The sequence below is a fragment of the Mycobacterium sp. Soil_C_30 genome, assembly GCF_057656995.1.
The window spans coordinates 49,245-67,621 of the sequence record NZ_JBDGJH010000014.1 but is presented as its reverse complement, the minus strand read 5'-3'; the positions used below and the strand labels follow the sequence as shown (position 1 = coordinate 67,621).

General features: G+C 65.7%; 17 protein-coding genes. 6 read left to right on the top strand and 11 right to left on the bottom strand.

Annotated elements, in window-relative coordinates; translation table 11 throughout:
- Nucleotides 1-10 precede the first annotated feature (10 nt).
- The gene (locus tag AC3A6P_RS23510) at nucleotides 11-1,258 is read left to right on the top strand and encodes a glycosyltransferase (protein ID WP_487694261.1); all 1,248 of its coding nucleotides are present in this window, start codon (nucleotides 11-13) and stop codon (nucleotides 1,256-1,258) included.
- Between the two features lie 2 nt (nucleotides 1,259-1,260).
- Here AC3A6P_RS23510 and AC3A6P_RS23505 read toward each other — a convergent pair whose 3' ends face one another.
- Both AC3A6P_RS23505 and AC3A6P_RS23500 read right to left on the bottom strand, forming a co-directional pair.
- On the bottom strand, nucleotides 1,261-2,229 hold the full coding sequence (locus AC3A6P_RS23505; RefSeq protein ID WP_487694259.1) for a rhamnan synthesis F family protein: 969 nt from the start codon (nucleotides 2,227-2,229) through the stop codon (nucleotides 1,261-1,263).
- Nucleotides 2,230-2,239: 10 nt separating this feature from the next.
- Nucleotides 2,240-3,970 carry an AMP-binding protein gene (locus tag AC3A6P_RS23500; protein ID WP_487694257.1) on the bottom strand — a complete coding sequence of 577 codons (1,731 nt, stop codon included), beginning with the start codon at nucleotides 3,968-3,970 and terminating at the stop codon, nucleotides 2,240-2,242.
- Between the two features lie 251 nt (nucleotides 3,971-4,221).
- On the opposite strand from AC3A6P_RS23500, the gene AC3A6P_RS23495 reads away from it, so the two are divergent.
- The 3 genes from AC3A6P_RS23495 (at nucleotide 4,222) to AC3A6P_RS23485 (ending at nucleotide 9,224) form a co-directional block, all read left to right on the top strand.
- Nucleotides 4,222-5,052 (top strand): phthiotriol/phenolphthiotriol dimycocerosates methyltransferase, encoded by an 831-nt coding sequence (locus AC3A6P_RS23495; protein WP_487694256.1) that lies wholly within the window; start codon nucleotides 4,222-4,224, stop codon nucleotides 5,050-5,052.
- Between the two features lie 145 nt (nucleotides 5,053-5,197).
- Nucleotides 5,198-8,371, top strand: coding sequence for an adenylate/guanylate cyclase domain-containing protein (locus AC3A6P_RS23490; RefSeq protein ID WP_487694254.1), 3,174 nt, complete (start codon nucleotides 5,198-5,200; stop codon nucleotides 8,369-8,371).
- Nucleotides 8,372-8,477: 106 nt separating this feature from the next.
- Complete coding sequence (locus AC3A6P_RS23485) at nucleotides 8,478-9,224, top strand: SDR family oxidoreductase (RefSeq protein WP_487694253.1); 747 nt, start codon at nucleotides 8,478-8,480, stop codon at nucleotides 9,222-9,224.
- A 15-nt stretch (nucleotides 9,225-9,239) separates the two neighbouring features.
- On the opposite strand, the gene AC3A6P_RS23480 is transcribed toward AC3A6P_RS23485, so the two are convergent.
- From AC3A6P_RS23480 to AC3A6P_RS23465, 4 genes are all read right to left on the bottom strand, one after another.
- A complete protein-coding gene (locus AC3A6P_RS23480; RefSeq protein WP_487694252.1) occupies nucleotides 9,240-9,722 on the bottom strand; it encodes a MarR family winged helix-turn-helix transcriptional regulator in 483 nt (160 codons plus the stop codon).
- A gap of 9 nt (nucleotides 9,723-9,731) precedes the next feature.
- Nucleotides 9,732-10,979, bottom strand: coding sequence for an MFS transporter (locus AC3A6P_RS23475; protein ID WP_487694251.1), 1,248 nt, complete (start codon nucleotides 10,977-10,979; stop codon nucleotides 9,732-9,734).
- A complete protein-coding gene (locus AC3A6P_RS23470) occupies nucleotides 10,976-11,362 on the bottom strand; it encodes an ArsR/SmtB family transcription factor (protein ID WP_487694250.1) in 387 nt (128 codons plus the stop codon). The genes AC3A6P_RS23475 and AC3A6P_RS23470 overlap by 4 nt, the downstream gene beginning before the upstream one ends.
- 68 nt (nucleotides 11,363-11,430) lie before the next feature.
- Entirely contained in the window at nucleotides 11,431-11,784 is a 354-nt protein-coding gene (locus AC3A6P_RS23465) for an ArsR/SmtB family transcription factor (protein WP_487694249.1), read from the bottom strand.
- A 108-nt stretch (nucleotides 11,785-11,892) separates the two neighbouring features.
- On the opposite strand from AC3A6P_RS23465, the gene AC3A6P_RS23460 reads away from it, so the two are divergent.
- Nucleotides 11,893-13,848, top strand: coding sequence for a heavy metal translocating P-type ATPase (locus AC3A6P_RS23460; protein WP_487694248.1), 1,956 nt, complete (start codon nucleotides 11,893-11,895; stop codon nucleotides 13,846-13,848).
- On the opposite strand, the gene AC3A6P_RS23455 is transcribed toward AC3A6P_RS23460, so the two are convergent.
- From AC3A6P_RS23455 to AC3A6P_RS23445, 3 genes are read right to left on the bottom strand one after another with little or no spacing between them, the layout of a single operon-like run.
- On the bottom strand, nucleotides 13,827-13,982 hold the full coding sequence (locus AC3A6P_RS23455; protein WP_487694246.1) for a hypothetical protein: 156 nt from the start codon (nucleotides 13,980-13,982) through the stop codon (nucleotides 13,827-13,829). The two genes, AC3A6P_RS23460 and AC3A6P_RS23455, sit on opposite strands and share 22 nt — an antisense overlap.
- Nucleotides 13,983-14,002: 20 nt before the next feature.
- The gene (locus AC3A6P_RS23450; RefSeq protein WP_487694245.1) at nucleotides 14,003-14,743 is read right to left on the bottom strand and encodes a FadR/GntR family transcriptional regulator; all 741 of its coding nucleotides are present in this window, start codon (nucleotides 14,741-14,743) and stop codon (nucleotides 14,003-14,005) included.
- 54 nt (nucleotides 14,744-14,797) lie between these two features.
- Complete coding sequence (locus AC3A6P_RS23445; RefSeq protein ID WP_487694244.1) at nucleotides 14,798-15,445, bottom strand: M15 family metallopeptidase; 648 nt, start codon at nucleotides 15,443-15,445, stop codon at nucleotides 14,798-14,800.
- Nucleotides 15,446-15,554: 109 nt separating this feature from the next.
- Between AC3A6P_RS23445 and AC3A6P_RS23440 the strand changes: the two genes are divergently transcribed.
- Entirely contained in the window at nucleotides 15,555-16,442 is an 888-nt protein-coding gene (locus AC3A6P_RS23440; protein WP_487694243.1) for an NAD(P)-dependent oxidoreductase, read from the top strand.
- 28 nt (nucleotides 16,443-16,470) lie between these two features.
- Here AC3A6P_RS23440 and AC3A6P_RS23435 read toward each other — a convergent pair whose 3' ends face one another.
- Together AC3A6P_RS23435 and AC3A6P_RS23430 are read right to left on the bottom strand one after the other, a co-directional pair.
- Nucleotides 16,471-17,301 carry an SDR family oxidoreductase gene (locus AC3A6P_RS23435; protein ID WP_487694242.1) on the bottom strand — a complete coding sequence of 277 codons (831 nt, stop codon included), beginning with the start codon at nucleotides 17,299-17,301 and terminating at the stop codon, nucleotides 16,471-16,473.
- A 91-nt stretch (nucleotides 17,302-17,392) separates the two neighbouring features.
- Nucleotides 17,393-18,295: an enoyl-CoA hydratase gene (locus AC3A6P_RS23430; protein ID WP_487694241.1), complete on the bottom strand. Its 903-nt coding sequence runs from the start codon at nucleotides 18,293-18,295 to the stop codon at nucleotides 17,393-17,395.
- Nucleotides 18,296-18,377 lie beyond the last annotated feature (82 nt).

The window sequence follows — 18,377 nt, the reverse complement described above, 5'->3', positions numbered from 1 at the left end:
GGGTCCTCTGGTGAGGGTCGTGTTGGCCGCGCACGGAACTCGTGGCGATGTCGAACCCTGCGCCACAGTCGGTCTGGAACTGCTCCGTCGAGGGCACGAGGTGCACATGGCGGTTCCGCCTGACTTGGTCGAGTTCGTGGAGTCGGTGGGACTTGCTGCCGTCGGATACGGGCCGGTTTCGGAGGAACAGGTGAACGCGCTCGCGGATTTTGTTCATCACGCCTTCACACCGCAGAACCCAGTCAGTTTCGCTCGCGCCGGGCGAGAACTCTTCATCGAGGGCTGGGCGCAGATGAGCAAAACGCTGGTATCGCTGGCCGAGGGTGCGGACCTGCTGGTCACCGGCCAGACCTACCACGGAGTTGTCTCGAATGTGGCTGAATACCATGGTATTCCGTTGGTGTCCATCCACCACATACCGATCTCCGTCAATGGTCGACTCGCGTTTCCGTCGTTACCGTCGCCGGCTCCCCTCGTCCGCTTCTCTCTGAGGACGGCTTGGTGGCTGTACTGGCAGATGACCAAAGATGTCGATGACGCACAACGCCGTGAGCTGCGCTTGCCGGCGGCAACAGCGCCTGCCTCGAAACGAATGGCCGACCGCGGATCGCTCGAGATCCAGGCCTATGACGAAGCCTGCTTTCCCGGCCTCGCGACCGAATGGAATGGCCGACGCCCTTTCGTGGGCGCGCTGACCTTGCAGCTACCAAGCGAATCCGACAGTGAAGTGGAGTCGTGGATTCGTGCTGGACCATCACCTGTCTACTTCGGCTTCGGTAGTACACCCATCCGGTCTCCCGCGGACACCATCGCAATGATCGCGGCCGCCTGTACCGAAGTGGATGTCCGGGCGCTGGTCTACTGCGGCGCCGGCGGTACCGAACACTTCGAACACGTCAAACCCGTTGGGATGATCAACTATTCAGCTGTCTTCCCGATGTGTCGAGCGGCTGTCCATCACGGCGGTGCAGGCACCACGGCCGCGGCACTGCGTGCCGGGATCCCCATGGCGGTCTTGTGGGACGTTGCAGATCAACCGTTATGGGCGGCTCAGGTCACCCGATTGAAGGTCGGACGCGCCCAGCGCCTGTCGACGACAACCCGGAAATCGCTCGTCGCGAACCTGCGGCACGTGCTCCAACCGCAGTACGCCACCCGAGCTCGCGAGATCGCCACGCGGATGACCAAGCCCACCGAGAGTGTCTCCACGGCAGCCGATCTCCTGGAGAACGCCGGTGGCAGGAAGCGGGCGACCTGAGCTCACCCGCAGCCGAGCCTGTCCAGGTTCGATTGGATGAGCCCGTACGGATAAGGGGTGTGCTCGACGACGTGACGCAGGTGCGCCATGGATACCCGCCAGCGCTTGTCGCGGCGCGCCAGCACCGTCTTGAGGAAAGGGAAGCGAAGATCGGTGATGAGGCCGTCCCACTGGTAGAGGGTGCCGTTGTTCCTCGCGAAGCGCTCACTACCCCATCTCTGCGCCGACGAACTCCGGTAGATCGTCCGAATGGTGTCCGCGGAAACGAACGGTTTGACCCTGAGCCCCGCTTTACGGGCTCGTTCGGATATACCGACCTCGTACCGCCAGATGAGAGTCCCCTTGTGCACGACGTAGTGAAAGTCATTCCAGAACTCGTCGAGGAAGGGGCGGGTACGCGAGTTGAGATCCCAGGCCAGCAGAAACGATTGCAGATGGGGAACCATCTGGGTGTTCTCGATGGCTCCGTACATATCGGCATCCCGGAATGAACTCCACATCTCCTCGATGGGGAACAGCGGACCGTACACGCTGTCGTTGGCCATCACGAAGCGGTCGAACTGCGCAAGCGACCAACCGCGTTGCCTCAGTAGACACCATGCGAGGTGCCACGAGCCGAAGTCCAGGGAAAGGGTGCGCCGAGTGTAGATGCCGGCACAAAGAGGCAGGATGGGAGCGACCGAGCTCGGTACGAGCGTGGGCGATCCCGAGACGAAGACAATGGTGGCGCCCAGGTCGTGGAGCGCCTTCAGGTAATAGGTGACGTAGGGATCGACGACGCCCTGGGGATCATAGTGCGCGAAGAGGACGAGCGTGCGGCCATCCGCCGGAGGCTTCGCCGGCAGCTCGAGATGGGTCTCACACAGAAACCGGAAAGCGTTGCGGTCCACAAGATAACGGCCGGCTTCCGACGAACGTGCCAGCTCGGTGCCCAGCAGGTTCACTGGGTTCAGAAGGTTCTTCCCGAGCACCGACCACCTTCTAAGACGCGTCCAAGCGCACGAATTGGTTTCGGCGGTACAGCTCGACACAGGCCGCTCTTCTGACTTTTCCGCTTGTCGTGGTGGGGATCGAACCGGGCTCCACGACAACAAGATCGGTGAGGCTGAGCCCATGAATGCGCGAGATGGCAGACGTGACGTCTCGTTTCACGGTGTCGTAGCCGGTTGTTCCCTGGTGTCCGGACTCTGCGCGATTCTTGAGTTCGAGGATCGCCACCAGCCGTTCGGTCTCGCCGTCCGGAACCGAGATCGCGGCACACCGCCCGGGCGCGACACTGTGCATTGTTGCCTCCAGGTCGTCGGGTGAGTGATTGCGCCCGTATATGACCAGGAGATCTTTCATGCGGCCGACGATGAACAGCTCGCCTTCGGAGATGAAACCCAGATCGCCGGTCCTCAGCCACGGCCCCTCGGGGGTGCCCGCTACCGCAGACACGAGTCTGGCGGCGAACGTCTGCTCCGTCTCTCGCGGTTTCTTCCAGTAGCCGACGGCGACATTGCCTCCGTGCACCCAGATTTCACCGGTCGACCCCTGCGTGCACTCAGTTGCGGTTTCGGGATCCACGATGCGCACTGTCGGTGACTGTGGCACGCCGTAACTCACCAAGGGTGTGCCGCCTGCACCTGTCCACCGCTTCGCTCGGCCGGCGGTCAGTTCTCGAGAGTCGAAGTGGACGACTTTCGGAGGAGCACCCGCTTCGCGGGTCGCGATATACAGTGTTGCTTCGGCCATTCCATACGATGGCCGAAGCACACTTTCCTGGAGATTGAAACGCGCGAACCGCTCTGAGAAGCGCTGCAACGTAGCCGGCTGCACGCGCTCACCGCCGTTGAAGATGCTGAGTACGTTCCCCAGATCGAGCCCGGCCATGTCTTGGTCTGTTGTCTTGCGTGCTGCCAGTTCCAGCGCGAAGTTGGGCGCTGCCGAGAGTGCGCGGCTGTTACCGGCCAGCAACTGCATCCACCTCGCCGGTTTCTGCAGAAACGACACGGGGCTCATCAGCACAGTCGGCAACCCCGACAGAACCGGGCAGATGATTCCGAGATGTAAACCCATGTCGTGGAAGAACGGTAGCCAGGACACCAACGTGGTGTCCGGCGGAGCGACGCCGCCGTGGTCACCGAAGAAGGCGGCATTGATGTGCGCGAAATTGGCCACGGTGTTCTGGTACGAGACCATGACACCCGCAGGAGTGCGGGTTGATCCGGAGGTGTATTGCACATAGGTGGCGTCCGTCGCGCCGGGCGGCCGCGGCACCACTCGCCGCTTCGAGTCCAGGTCCAGCTGGTCGACTTCGACAACCACAGGAACAGATGCACGTGACGTCGACTCGACATGCTCGGTGAGTTCGCCGGCGACAGCGGATGTCGTGAGCACGACCGAGGGCGACGCGTCAGACAGCACTGAATCGGTCCGATCGTCATGGACGTTTCCCAACGGAACGGCGACGTATCCGGCATGCAGTGCACCGAGAAACGCCGTGATGTAGTCCAGTCCTTGCGGCGCCGAAATCACCGCCCGGTCACCCGGTGATCCATGCTGTCGGAGCTCGTGTGCGAGGTTGAGCACGCGCAGGTACAGCTGCGACCACGTCAGGGATTCGGCCGTGCCCGCTCGGTCCTGTTCGTAGTCCACGAACGTGAACGCCTTTTGGTGAGGCTGCAGGCTGGCACGCTCGCGCAGCAGGGCCGGAAGGGAACCCATCGCCATGGGCGTCAGATTATCGAAAACTGCCCAGGCTGGGGGACCGGTTTCGTCCAGTTGTTCGCGTACGCAACGATGTGCCGTCCGGCGGTGTCTTGCTGAGCGGCGACACGTGACATCAGTGTGCTGGAATGTGTTCAGTCACAGGACCTTCGATGGTGTGGGTGGCATCGGGTTAAAGGGCTCCCTGGCCTGCCGGGGTGGCCAACGTGCCGAAATCCCGCTATTCCAACCGATACTCATGCCATACTGCGCCGGTGGCGCTCCAACGTACGCCCACAGAAGGCCTCATTGCCCGACTGAACCGCAACCCGGTCTTGCTGAAGGCGCTTGACTCACGATTCAAGTACGGGTACCGGTTGCTCAGCCGTCTCCTCGCCAGAGACGACGTCCTCTTCCTCAACTACGGGTACGAAGAGGCTCCACCGATGGCCCTGCCGCTGACGGCGGCCGATGAGCCCGACCGGTTTCCCATTCAGCTCTACCACCGCACCGCTACCCAGGTCGATATCGACGACAGAGAAGTACTCGAGGTCAGCTGCGGCCATGGTGGGGGTGCCGCGTACCTGATGCGGACGCTGCACCCGGCCTCCTACACGGCGTTGGATCTGAACACAGTCGCAATAGACTTCTGCCGAAGAAGGCACAAGCTGCCCGGTTTGACGTTCGTCCAGGGCAACGCCGAGCGCCTCCCGTTCCCCGACAAATCCTTCGACGTGGTGATCAATGTCGAGGCCGCAATCAATTATCAGAACGTCCCGCGCTTTTTCGCAGAGGTGAGGCGCGTCCTGAGGCCGGGAGGCCATTTCCTGTACGCCGATATCCGCTACGCAGACACAATGGCCCAGTGGGAGAAGGATATTGCCGGCATACAGATGCGTATGGTGTCGGAAACCGTCATCAATGACGAGGTGATGCGCGGCTTGGAGAACAATCGGCTTCTCACCCAGATCACTCGCCGCCTGCCGAACATCGCCCTGGTCCGCGGAATCGCCAGCGACTACGCGGGCGGGCCAGGCTCGTTGATCTACCGGCGACTGGAGAATGGCGAGGCGTCCTACCGGTTGTTCTGCTTTGCAAATATCTGAGCCCGTCCGTACGGAATTTTGAATTGAACACGGCTCCTTGCGCCGTTGTTCGGCGTCGTTCGTGGCGAGCACCAACGCTCATCACAGACCCGGCTTATTCTTTGAGGACCCCCCCTAATTTCGGGGCCGGGAAGACGGAGGGCGGATGGCTGCCGTAGCTGCGTGCTGGACGTGCGGTACGGAGCGCCTCGAGAATGCACGGTTTTGTCACACGTGTGGATCGCCGTTCGCCGAGCCCGACGCACAGGCGGAATACAAGCAGGTCACTGTGCTGTTTGCCGACGTCGTGCAGTCCATGGGCATCGCCGCGGCCGTTGGCGCGGAGCGGCTTCGCGAGATCATGGCCGATCTGGTCAACCGCTGCACCAAGCTGGTGCACCGCTACGGGGGCACGGTGGACAAGTTCACCGGCGACGGGATCATGGCGGTCTTCGGCGCGCCCGTGGCCCGGGAGGACCACGCTTTGCGAGCCTGCCTGACCGCCTTGGGTATTCAAGAGGACATCAAGCGCCTTGCAGTCGAGGTCCGCGAGCGCGACGGGGTTGAGCTGCAATTGCGGGTGGGACTGAACTCGGGCCAGGTGATCGCCGGTGAGATCGGTTCCGGACCTCTCGGTTACACCGCGGTTGGCGAACAGGTCGGGATGGCGCAGAGAATGGAATCAGTGGCGCCGCCGGGTGCGGTGATGCTCAGTGACGCCACTGCCCGGCTCGTCGCCCACGCCACCGTCCTGGCCGATGCCGAGGAGGTGCGGGTCAAGGGCAGCGACGTCCCGGTGCGAGCGCACCGTCTCATCGGCCTGTCCGACGGACCTGCCAGAAGTGCTCGCCCGCACGCGGCCTTGGTGGGTCGCGAGTACGAAGTCGCAACGCTCACAAGCCTGCTGGATCGGGCGATGAGCGGGCGGGGGACCGTGGTCTCCGTTGCCGGCCCGCCGGGTATCGGGAAGACCCGGCTCGTCGATGAAGCGGTCGCGCTGGCCCGTCATCGTGGTGTTGAAGTGTTCACGGTCTTCTGCGAGTCGCACACCAGTGATGTCCCTTTTCTCGTGGCGGCGGGGTTGTTGCGCGACGCCGTCGGGATAACAGATCTCGACGAGGAGGCAGCGCGCGCACAGGTGCGTGCAGTCTTCTCCGGGGCCGCCGACGACGATGTGCTGCTGCTCTATGACCTGATGGGTATCGGCGAGCCAGACAGGCCGCCTCCTGCGATCCGCCCCGATGCGCGCCGTCGCCGGTTGAGCGCGCTGATCAACTCCGTGTCGCTGTCGCGTGTCCAACCGGTCCTCTACCGGATCGAGGACGCACACTGGGTCGATGAGGTCAGCGAGTCGATGCTGGCCGAATTCCTGACCGTCGTACCCCAGACCCCGGCGCTTGCACTGATCACCTACCGTCCCGACTATCACGGTGTTTTGGCACGAATGCCCAACGCACAAACCATTTCGCTGGCGCCCCTGAGCGATGCGGAAACCGCGGAACTGCTCGACAACCTGCTGGCCCTCGACCCGTCGGTTGCCGGCGTCAAGTCACTTGTTGCCGAAAGATCCAGCGGGAATCCGTTTTTCGCCCACGAGATGGTCCGCGAGCTCGCCGAGCGCAGTGTGCTTCAGGGCGACCAAGGCGGTTTTCGGTGCACCACGGACCTGGCCGAGATCACCGTTCCGGCTACTCTGCAAGCGACTATCGCCGCGCGCATCGACCGCCTCGATCCTGACGCCAAGAAGACGCTCAACGCCGCGGCGGTCATCGGGTCGCGGTTCACGCAGGAGTTACTGGCCGCGGTCGGCAATACTCCTGCCCTAGACGCGCTTTTACGGGCCGCGCTGATCGATCAGGTCCGTTTCATCCCCGATGCCGAGTTCGTTTTCCGCCACCCGCTCATCCGGACCGTGGCCTACGAATCCCAGTTGAGATCCGACCGCGCCCGGATGCACCGCCGGCTGGCCGGTGCGATCGAGACGCGCGAACCGGAATCGGCCGACCAGAACGCGGCGCTGATCGCAGAACATCTCGAAGCGGCCGGCGACCTGCGTGATGCCTACGGTTGGCACATGCGGGCGGCGGCGTGGGCGACCTACCGCGACATCGCGGCAGCACGGTCGAGTTGGGAAAGCGCCACCAAGCTGGCGGATGGCTTGCCCACCGTCGACCCCGACCGGGCAGCCATGTGCATCGCTCCACGCACGATGTTGTGCGGGATCGCCTGGCGCGTGCATGTGAACAACGTCGGAGACCGCTTCGACGAACTGCGGAACCTGTGCAGCGCCGCGGGCGACAAGGCATCACTGGCCATCGCGATGGCGGGCCTGGTGGTGGATCACACCTTCCAGGACCGGGTGCGTGAGGCGTCGGGGCTGGCGTCCGAAGCCATCGCCCTCATCGAGTCCATCGGCGATCCGGCCCTGACGGTGGGGCTGTCCTTCACGCCGATCCGCGCCAAGGCCGCAAGTGGGGAGTGGTCCGAGATGCTGCGCTTGGCGCAACGAGTCATCGACCTGGCCGACGGCGACCCCCGTATGGGCAATTTCCTGTTCGGCTCTCCCCTGGCCCTGGCCTTCGCACAGCGGGCCATTGCGCGTTACACCCTGGGCCGTCCAGGCTGGCGAGACGACCTGCAGCAGGGTCTGGCCATGGCGCGGGAGGCGGACTCCTTGTCCTATGTCACCGTGGTCAGCTATATCTACACCGCGGGAGTACCGGCCGGTGCGCTGCGGCCCGACGATGCCGCGGTGCGCGAGATCGAGGAAGCCCTGGCGATCGCTGAAAGGTCCGGCGACGACCTCCAGTTGGGTGTCGCCTGGTTGACGTTGGGTCTTGCGTTGGTGCACCGCGACACCGATGCCGAGCGTGATCGCGGACACCAGCTGCTGACGGAGGTCCGTGACGTGTTCGTGCGCGGAGGGCATTTTCTCTGCGACATCGCGATGCTCGACGCGTTCATCTTGCGCGAGGCAGCGCGCCGGGGAGATCGCGACCGGACGCTTCCCCCGATGCGCGCCGCCGTCGACCACCTGAACCGGGCCGGGCAGCTGCTGTCGTGGGGCATCATGGCGACGGGCGTTCTGGTGGAGACATTGCTGAGCCGCGGCACCGACAGTGACCTGATCGAAGCTCAACGCGCAATCGAGTTGCTCGCGGCCGCCCCCGCCGACGAGGGCCTGGTGGGGCGCGAGATCTGGTTACAACGGTTGCGGGCCCTGGTGGCGCAAGCGCAGGGTGATGCCGAGGCATACGTTCACTTCAGGGATCGCTATCGGCAGTTGGCGCGCGCACACGACCTCGAGGGCCACATCGACTGGGGTCAGTCGATGCCCTGACCACGACGGCCTTCTCCGGCCCCGGGGAATAATCGTGACATGTCACCTACTTATGTCGGACAGGTCGGGAGGACTCACCTCCGGACACGACATCAAGGAGAACGTCATGGCGCAGTTGACGGGCAAGACGGCACTGGTGACAGGCGGCACCTCGGGTATCGGACTGGCGGCAGCTCAGCGCTTGGCCGAAGAGGGCGCGCACGTCTATCTGACCGGCCGAAGCCAGGAAGGTGTCGACAAAGCGGCAGCCGAGATCGGGCGCAATGTCATCGGCGTCCGCAGTGATATCACCAGTCAAGCCGATCTCGACCATCTCGCCGGGGAGATCCGCGCCGGCGGTCACGGACTCGACATCATCTTCGCCAATGCCGGCGGCGGCGAGTTCGCCACGCTGGAAGATGAGACGCCGGCGCATCTGGCGGACACCCTCACCCGCAATGTCGGGGGCACCACGTTCACCGTTCAGACCATGCTGCCGCTGCTGAACCGGGGCGCGTCGGTGATCCTGGCCGGATCGACCGCCGCCACCCGCGGCACCCCGGCGTTCGGCGCCTACGCCGCCTCGAAGGCTGCCATTCGCTCCTTGGGCCGCACCTGGGCCGCCGAACTCGTCGACCGCGGGATCCGCGTCAACACCGTCATCCCCGGGCCCATCGAAACCCCTGGACTCAAAGAGCTGGCACCCGCCGGCCAGGAGCAGCAGATCCTCGACGCCCAGGCCGCGGCCGTTCCGATGAGCCGCGTCGGCCGTCCCGAGGAAGTGGCCAACGCCGTGGTGTTCCTGGCCTCCGACCAGAGCAGCTTCATGACGGGCTCGGAGGTGTTCGTCGACGGCGGGGCGAATCAGGTCTGATCGAGCGCGCTCATGTCACGGAAAGTCCGGACGGGGCAGGGCGCCCTCCCGCAACAGCGATTCGTACACGGCACCCAGGACGTCGGCCAGCGCCGCCTCCTGTCCGCCGTCGAGGTCGGCGAAGAACGCGCGGCGCACCCATTCGGCGTGGATGGGTGCCGCCTCGCGCAACACCGCCCAACCGTCCTCGGTGAGAATTGCGTCGATGCCACGGCCGTCGGTCGCCGAGGCGGCCCGATCGACCAAGCCCCGCTTGGTCATCCGCACCAGGTGATGTGAGAGCCGGCTGCGTTCCCACCCGATCGTCGTCGCCAGGACCGTCAGCTGGGCACGGCCCTCCGGGGCGTGCGACAGGGCGTTCATCACGGTGTAGTCCCCCAACGACAGGCCCGAGTCGTTCTGGAGTTGCCGGTTCATCTCGTATTCGAGCCGGTGATACACCTGCATGTAGTTCAGCCAGGCGCGTTGCTGCGACGGGGTCAAGGGGTAGTCGCCCACACCGCCTATCTAAGCAACCACCCGGTGGTGGTGAGCGCCACCGACACGGGCCCCCGCGGTCGGCCACATCCGCGCCGCCACGCAGGCGGCCGTCATCGCCAGCGCCGCCAGAGTCCCCGCGGCAACCGCCTGGCCTGCCCACAACCCGAGCCAGCCCGCCAACGGGTAGGTCAGGAAAAAACATGCGTGCGACAGCGAGAACTGCGCGGCGAACACGGCCGGCCGCCCTGCGGGTTCGGTTTCGTAACGCAGCAGCCGCGCCGAGGGAGTGTTGATCAACGACGCTCCGGCACCCAGCGCCAGCCAGGCAACCGGGAAGGTGAGCCACCCGAGCACCGTCGTGGGGCCGATGAGCAGCAACCCCGACGTGACGGCCAGACCCCCGGTGATCACGGCGGCACCTGTCAGCATCATCCGCCGGTCGGTGACAACGGCGAGCAGCCGCGGCACCACCAGCGCGACCGCCATCGAGCCCCCGCCGTAACACGCCAACAACACGGCCACTGCGGGATTTCCGCTGCCGAGGACGTCATGGACGTACACCACCGTGTTGACCACCACCAGCGCCGTGGCCGAGGCGACGGCCAGATTCAACACCACCAACGACCTCAGCACCGGACGACGGAACATCGTCTGCACACCGGCGCTCACCCGTTGCCGAAACGATCCACCGGCTTCGCCGTAGACAACTTGCGGCAGAGAGGTTTTCAGGACCAGGACAGCGGACATCACGAACCCTGCCACGGTGCCGAGGAACAGGTGGTGGTAGGTCATCACCGACAGCAGAGCGGCTGCCAGAAGCGGACTCAGCAACGTCTCGAGGTCGTATGCCAGGCGCGACAACGACAATCCGCGGGTGTAATCCTGTTCGGCGACAAGGACAACCGGGATCACCGACTGGAAGGTCGGGGTGAAGGTGGCCGATGCCGCCTGCAAGACGAAGATCAGGGCATAGATCTGCCAGGTGTGGTCGACGAACGGCAGCAGCAGCGCAATCGAGGCCCGCACCGCGTCCGCACCGACCAGCAGAACCCGTCTGGAGATCCGGTGGGTTGCCGCCGAAACAACCGGTGCCACAACCACATAAGCCACCATCTTGATGGCGAGTGCGGTCCCCAGCACCGCACCGGCAGCGGAGCCGGCCAGGTCATAGGCCAGCAGCCCGAGCGCCACCGTCAGCAGTCCGGTTCCCACCAGCGCGACCACCTGCGCGGCGAACAGGCGCCGGAACCGCGGGTCGTGCAGCACCTCGATCACGGCAGGCTTCTCGGCTCGGCCGGGCGCACCGCGGGCTGACCACGATGATGGTCGGGCACCCCCGGGCCGGCATGCTCGGCGTTGAACACCGCATCGCGCACCAGCTCACGGACGTGCTCGTTCTCCAAGCTGTAGTAGATCGTGGTACCCGCACGCCGAGTGCGTACCAGTCGCGCCATGCGCAACTTAGCCAGATGCTGCGAGACGGACGGGGCCGGTTTGGCGACGTGCTCGGCGAGCTCGTTGACGGAGAGTTCACCGCCGACGAGTGCCCACAGGACCTGAATGCGGGTGGCATCGGCCAGCATGCGGAAGACCTCGACGATCAGCGCGGCCTGATCCTCACCCAACCGAGCCGGGCGTGGATCCTTATCTGCATTCATACGTAGATAGTAAGCCAGTCAGACACGGAGGCAACCCGGACACCCGGAGGAATGTGGAGGACGGCGCCTCAGGCGGTGACGTCGCGGGCACCCAGGCGCAGGTGCTCGATGTGGTACACCGCTTCGTCCAGAAGCAGTGCCACGTGGTTGTCGTACAACCGGTACACGATGTTGCGACCACTGCGCTCGCCGCTGACCAGGCCGAGCGCCCGCAGCAGCCGGAGCTGATGCGATACCTGAGGCTGCTCCATCCCCACCGCTGCCGAGAGTTCGGTGACCGTGCAGGGCGATTGACGCAGCCGGGTGAGAATGAGCAGACGGTTGGGCGAGGCGAGAGCCTGCAGGGTCTCGGCGACTTTCGCCGCCGCTGCGGCGTCGAGCGACGCCGCAGGCGTCACCGCACCTTCGACGCCGTGCCCCATTCGCCCATTCAAGCACAACGGCTTGACATCACTTGATACATATACAACTGTATATGTCTCCAGGTATATCTTCGTGTGTTGAGTGGCGATTTCAGGGGGAACCGACCGATGAGCCTGACTGTGGCTGAACCAGTTGCTGCGCAACACGTTTCCCGTGGTGCGCGCTGGATCGGCATGTTGTGGTCGGTACCGTCCGTGCGCTGGGCAGCGGTGGCGCTTCTGCTCTTCTGCCTTGGGCTCATCCTGCAGGTGAGCGGCGCGCCCGAACCGTTGTGGTGGGCTGTCTACCTGGCGTGTTACGCCACCGGCGGCTGGGAACCCGCGCTGGAGGGCCTCAAAGCGTTACGCGAGCGCACGCTCGATGTGGATCTGCTGATGATCGTGGCCGCGATCGGCGCGGCGGCGATCGGGCAGGTCACCGACGGCGCTTTGCTGATCGTCATCTTCGCCACGTCGGGTGCACTGGAGGACCTTGCGACCAAGCGCACCGAGGATTCGGTGCGCGATCTGCTGGACCTCGCTCCGGAGACTGCGGTGGTGGTGGGCCACGACGGACGCGAGCACTCGGTCCCGGCCGAGGATCTGGCCGTGGGCGATGTCGTTCGTATCCGCCCCGGCGAGCGCATCTCCGCCGACGGTGTGGTGACCTCCGGCGCCTCCGACGTCGACCAGGCGTCCATCACCGGAGAACCTTTGCCCGCCTCGAAAACACAGGGCGACAACGTTTTCGCGGGAACCCTCAACGGGTCCGGCACCCTCACGGTCACCGTCACGCAGGACCCGTCGACCACCGTGGTGGCGCGCATCGTCGCGCTGGTCAGCGAGGCCTCGGCGACCAAGGCCAGGACACAACTGTTCATCGAAAAGGTGGAGCAGCGGTACTCCGTCGGGGTGGTGGTCGCCACGATCGCGTTGTTCGCCATACCGTTGACATTCGGCGCTGATCTGCAGTCGGCCCTGTTGCGCGCGATGACGTTCATGATCGTGGCTTCACCGTGTGCCATCGTGCTGGCCACCATGCCCCCGCTGCTGTCGGCCATCGCCAACGCCGGCAGGCACGGCATCCTGGTCAAGTCGGCCGTGGCGATGGAGCGCCTGGCCGATGTCACCACCGTCGCCCTCGACAAGACCGGCACGCTGACCCTGGGCTCACCGAAGCTCACTGATATCCGGTGTGCCACCGACGATTTCGACGAAGACGAGATTCTCCGGCTGGCCGCCGCAGCCGAGCAGTACAGTGAGCATCCGCTCGGCCAGGCCATTGTCACCGCGGCTCGTGACCGCGGAATCACAGTTCCGGCGGCCGATGGTTTCGAAGCGCTGATCGGCCGCGGTGTCCGCGCGCGCGTCGGCGGCCGCACCGTCGAGGTCCTCGGCCCCCGCGAGCACGCCGAGACGCCGGGCCTGGCCGAGATCGAGGCCGCCGGCGCCACCGCGGTTGTCGTGATCGATGACGGAATCCTCGTCGGCGTCATGGGACTGCGTGACGAACTGCGGTGCGATGCTGCGCCGGCCGTCGCGGCGTTGACCCGGCAGATGGCCACCCCACCCGTTCTGCTTACCGGCGACAACACCGACGCCGCTACGGCTTTGGCTCGCACAGCCGGGATCGGCGAGGTCCACGCGGGCCTGCTGCCCGACGGGAAAGCCGACGTGGTGGCCGCGCTGGAGGCGACCGGCCAACGGGTGCTGGTGGTCGGCGACGGGATCAACGATGCCCCGGCGATGGCCAGCGCGCACTCGTCGATCGCAATGGGCCGCTCGGGTTCTGATCTCGCGCTCGAGACGGCGGATGCGGTGACGGTGCGTGACGAACTGGTGGTGATCTCTACGGTGGTGGAGTTGGCGCGCCGGGCCCGCCGGGTCGTCATCGCGAACCTGGTCATCGCCGCGACGTTCATCACGGTCCTGGTGACCTGGGACCTCGTGGGCCATCTGCCGTTGCCGCTGGGAGTGGCCGGGCACGAAGGTTCCACAATCCTGGTGGCACTCAACGGGCTGCGTCTGCTGACCGACCGGGCCTGGCGACGCGCTCAAGGGCGTTACGTCTCGTCGGCGAGCTGATGCCGGTCCTGATGCTGACCGGGCGCATCAGGGTCGTCGTTCTTGTGGTTCAACTGCTCCTGTAACTCACGCTGCTCCGCGGTCGCTTTGGTGGCGTCCTCGGGCGTGGCGGGGGGATTGTTCTGCTGCTCCATGACCGCTGGGGTGCCCAGCCTCAGCCGGAAGCCAAACCCTTGTCGGCGTTGTGTGCGGCCACGGCGGCGTTGAGTCGGCAGGCGGCGCCCTCCATGTGGGTGCGCATCGCCTCGCCGGCGGCGTCGCCGTCGCGCACCTCGATGGCCTCGTAGATCGGCACGTGTTCGCGGTATGACGGTTCCCGCGACGGGGCGGCGTCCATGACATTGCGGATCCAGACGTTCAACAGCGACGAGATGCTGCTGATCATGTTCGACAGCACCGTATTCCCGGTGGCCCCGGCGATGCTGAGGTGGAAAGCGACGTCGGCGTCGACGAACTCGTCGGTGTTGGTGGCGTCCCGCATCCCGTGCAGATGGTCACGGATGATCGCCAACTGGTCGTCGCTGCGCCGCTCGGCAGCCAGCCGCGCCGTGATGGGCTCGATGTGCTTGCGCGTCTCCACGAGGTCGGACGTGCGCTGCTCTCCGACCAACAGGCCCCACTCGACGACCCTCGGCAGCAGAGATGAATCGGGCGACCGCACGTAGGTGCCGTCGCCCTGACGGACCTCCAGCAGACCCAGCAGGCCGAGGGACTTGAGCGCTTCGCGCACCACGAACCGGCCCACGCCGAACGATTCGGCGAGCTGGCGTTCCGACGGCATCCGGGTGCCCGGCTTGATCTGACCGGAGAACACCGCGTCGAGCAGAGCCTTGGCCACCTCGGACGACAGCGGCTCGCGAGGAGCCTGCTGAATACGCGCAAATTGGTCGCCCACCGAACCACTGTAGCTCAGGACCTTTCCGGCGCCGGAAGGGTCCGAGCAACCGCGTCAGTTGATCGGCACGTCGAGGATGGGGCGATCCTGGGCGGCACCCGGCCCGTCGAAATGCCACCACTCCCCCGAATACACGGTGAATCCGCCGGCTTCCATCGCCTCCCGCAGCCGGGTGCGATTCGCCTGAGCGGCTGGGCTGACACCCTCGGTTGCGTACGCCAGCGCATGGGGTGAAAAGTCATCGAACCCCGTACCCATGTCCGCCCCGGCGATGGTGACATCAACCGATCGTCCGGCGGTATGGCTGCGCGCGAACGGCCCCGGCCTGGCCACCCATGCCGGGTCCGGTGTGTGTTCGAACATCGTCACCTGCACACCATGCGGCCGGTAGCAGTCCCAGAAAACCAGCACCTCACCGTTCTCCCGCAACCTGGCTGCCGCGGTCGCCAGACCGGGTGCCAACGATTCATGGATCAGGCACCGCGCATCGGCGGGGTACAGCGGCATGCCGACAAAATTGTTCGCCGTGGCGTAACGCAGGTCGATCACCGCGTCAGGGACGGCGGTGCGGACATCGACCAGGCCGGCGGATTGCGCCTGTTCGGAGATCGGGGGTATCGGCTCGGCCGATGCCGTGCCGGAATGACCGGCTGCCGCCAGGCAGCACGCGGCGAACACCATTCCCACCCGTCGGTACCCCATGCCGGTCAACCCTCCAGTTCCGCGACCATCTTGGCAATCCGGAGGCGATCCCGTCCGGTTTGTCACCCGACGGCGCGCCCTCCTGAGCGGGAAGAGTAAACCTGGACCTGTGCGTATCGGATTCATCGGGCTCGGCAACATGGGTGCGGCGATGGCCGCGAACCTCCTCAACGCCGGACACGAGGTGACGGTGTTCAACCGCTCCGCGGCCAAGGCCGACCCCTTGGTACAACAGGGAGCGATCCGCGCCGACGGGGTGGCCGATGCGTGCGTCGGTGACGTCGTGTTCACGATGCTCTCCGACGACGACGCCGTGCACCACGTCGCCTTCGGCGACGAAGACCTGCTCGGCGGCATCGTGGACACACTGGCGCCCGGCGCCACACACATCTCGTCGAGCACCATCAGCCTGGACCTCGCCACCCGGCTGACCCACGCGCACGCCGACCACGGCCAGCGTTTCGTGTCGGCACCCGTGTTCGGCCGGCCTGAGGCGGCCGCGGCGGCCACGTTGTTCGTGGTGGCTGCGGGCGCACCGGAGGCCGTCAACGGCGTCGCTGCGCTACTGCATGCGATCGGTCAGCGGACATTCGTGGTGGGTGAGGACCCGCCGGCGGCCAATCTGGTGAAACTCAGCGGCAACTTCCTGATCGCATCGGTGATCGAGTCCCTGGGCGAGGCGATGGCGCTGGTGGCCAAGGCAGGCGTGGACAAGGGACAGTATCTGGACGTGCTGACCTCGACGTTGTTCGGCGCGCCGGTGTACCAGACCTACGGCAGGATCATCGCCGACGACGCGTATTCGCCGGCCGGCTTCGCGGCGCCGCTCGGGTTGAAGGACATCGGCCTGGTGCTCGATGCCGGTGAACGCCTGCAAGCGCCGCTACCCGTGGCCAGCCTGCTGCGTGACCGCTTCGTGACGCTGCTGGCCACCGGCGGCACCGACCTGGATTGGTCGGCCATTGCGAGTCTGTCCAGCCGGGATTCCGGGCGGTGAACGGCGGTTCCGCGCCGCTTCCGGGGCGTCACACCACCCCGCGTAGCCCTTCGGCCCCGAACACCGGCTCCAGCATCCCGGACAGGTCCGGTCCGCGGCGCAGGCCGTGGCCGCCGTCGACGTTGATGATCTGACCGGTGATGTACTCCCCGGCATCGGAGAGCAGGAACAACGCCAGGTTGGCGATATCGGCCACCTCACCGACGCGGGGCAGCGGGGTGCACGCGCGGTAGTCGTCGCTGATCTGCGGCGAGCTCATGATGGGCTCCACCATGTCGGTTCGGGTGAGCCCGGGCCGGATCCCGTTGACCCGCACCCAGGACGGGCCGAGCTCGTCGGCGGCGAGTTGAAGTAGCGCGTCCAACGCGGATTTCGCCGGGCCGTACGCACCGAACCAGCGGTGGGTGTTGCTCGAGGCGATGGAGGAGATGCCGACGAAGGATCCGCCGCCGCCGCGCACCAGCTCCCGGGCGGCGTGCTTGAGGACGTACATGGTGCCGTTGACGTTGAGGTCGACGGTGCTTCGCCACAGTTCGGAGTCGATCTGGGTGATCGGGCCGATGGTGTGGCTTCCCCCGGCGCTGTGGACAACGCCGTGCAGCCGGCCGTGCCAGGCCGTGGCCGCCTCGACCGCCCGGCTCACCTCGTCCTCGTTGGTGACATCGGCGGGTTCGTAGAGGATCGCCCCCTCGCCGCCCCCAGCCTTGATCTCGTCGGTCGCCGCCGCGAGCCGGTCAGCATTGCGGCCGATGATCATCACGTTGGCGCCGGCGTCCACCAGCGCGCCGGCCACCCCCTTGCCGATACCGCTGCCGCCCCCGGTGACCAGGTAGGTCCGATTCTCGACCGACAACTGCACGCTGACCCCTTCATCCGTGATCCGGTGTTGCTCCGGTAATGGAATCACGGTGATACCGCCGAGGTGAACAGATCGCGCAAACTGTCTACCGTCAGGGGGTGTCCGGGCGCGCCACCTTCGCAGGACCGGCCGTCCGCCAATCTTCCACGTCCGGCGGCATTCCGACCGGCGCCTTGTTCTCGTTGTGCACCGACCAGTGCGCGTGGCCGAGTTCATGGATGTGGAAGCCGTGCCTCAGCGCTTCGGTGAAGCCCATGGCGTCAGAGGCGGCGTTGACCGAATCCTTGATGAGCAGGGAGGCGATGGTGGGCACCTTCGCGATGCGGCGCGCGAACTCCAGCGTCTTGTCCTCCAGCTCATCGCGCGGGAAGACCTTGGACACCATCCCCAGGCGGTAGGCCTCCTCGGCCTCCAGCGAATCACCGGTCAGCAGAAGCTCTTTGGCTTTGCGCGGCCCGAACTCCCACGGATGCGCGTAGTACTCGACACCGGGCATGCCGAGCCGCACCCCCACCACATCGGAGAACTTGGCGTTGTCGGCGGCCACGATCAGATCGCACGCCCAGATCAGCATCAGCGCCGCCGAGATGGCGTTGCCCTGCACCTGGGCGATGGTGATCTTGCGCAGATCGCGCCACCGCCGGGTGTTGTCGAAGTAGTAGTGATACTCCTGCAGGTACAGCTTCTCCACACCGTGGCGGTTGGCGCCCCGGTCCCGAAAGCTGGGGTGCTGATTCGGGCCCGGCGTGTACTCCCCCACCGAAACCTCCGAGCCGAGGTCGTGGCCTGCCGAGAAGTTCTTGCCCCGCGCCGCCAGGATGATGACCCGCACGTCATCGTCGGCCTCGGCCCTCAGGAACGCCGCGTCCAGCTGCACCAGCAGGCCTCGGTTCTGGGCGTTGTGCGCCTCGGGGCGGTTGAGCCAGATACGGGCGATACGGCCCTCGTCGAGGGTCTCGTATTCGATGAACTCTGGAGTCGGTTGGTCGGCCATGTGCCACCTGTCTGTTCGCCGCGACGGGACTGACTGCACATTACGACTCGGCGCTGGAATGTCACGCACGGACCCGCCCCGA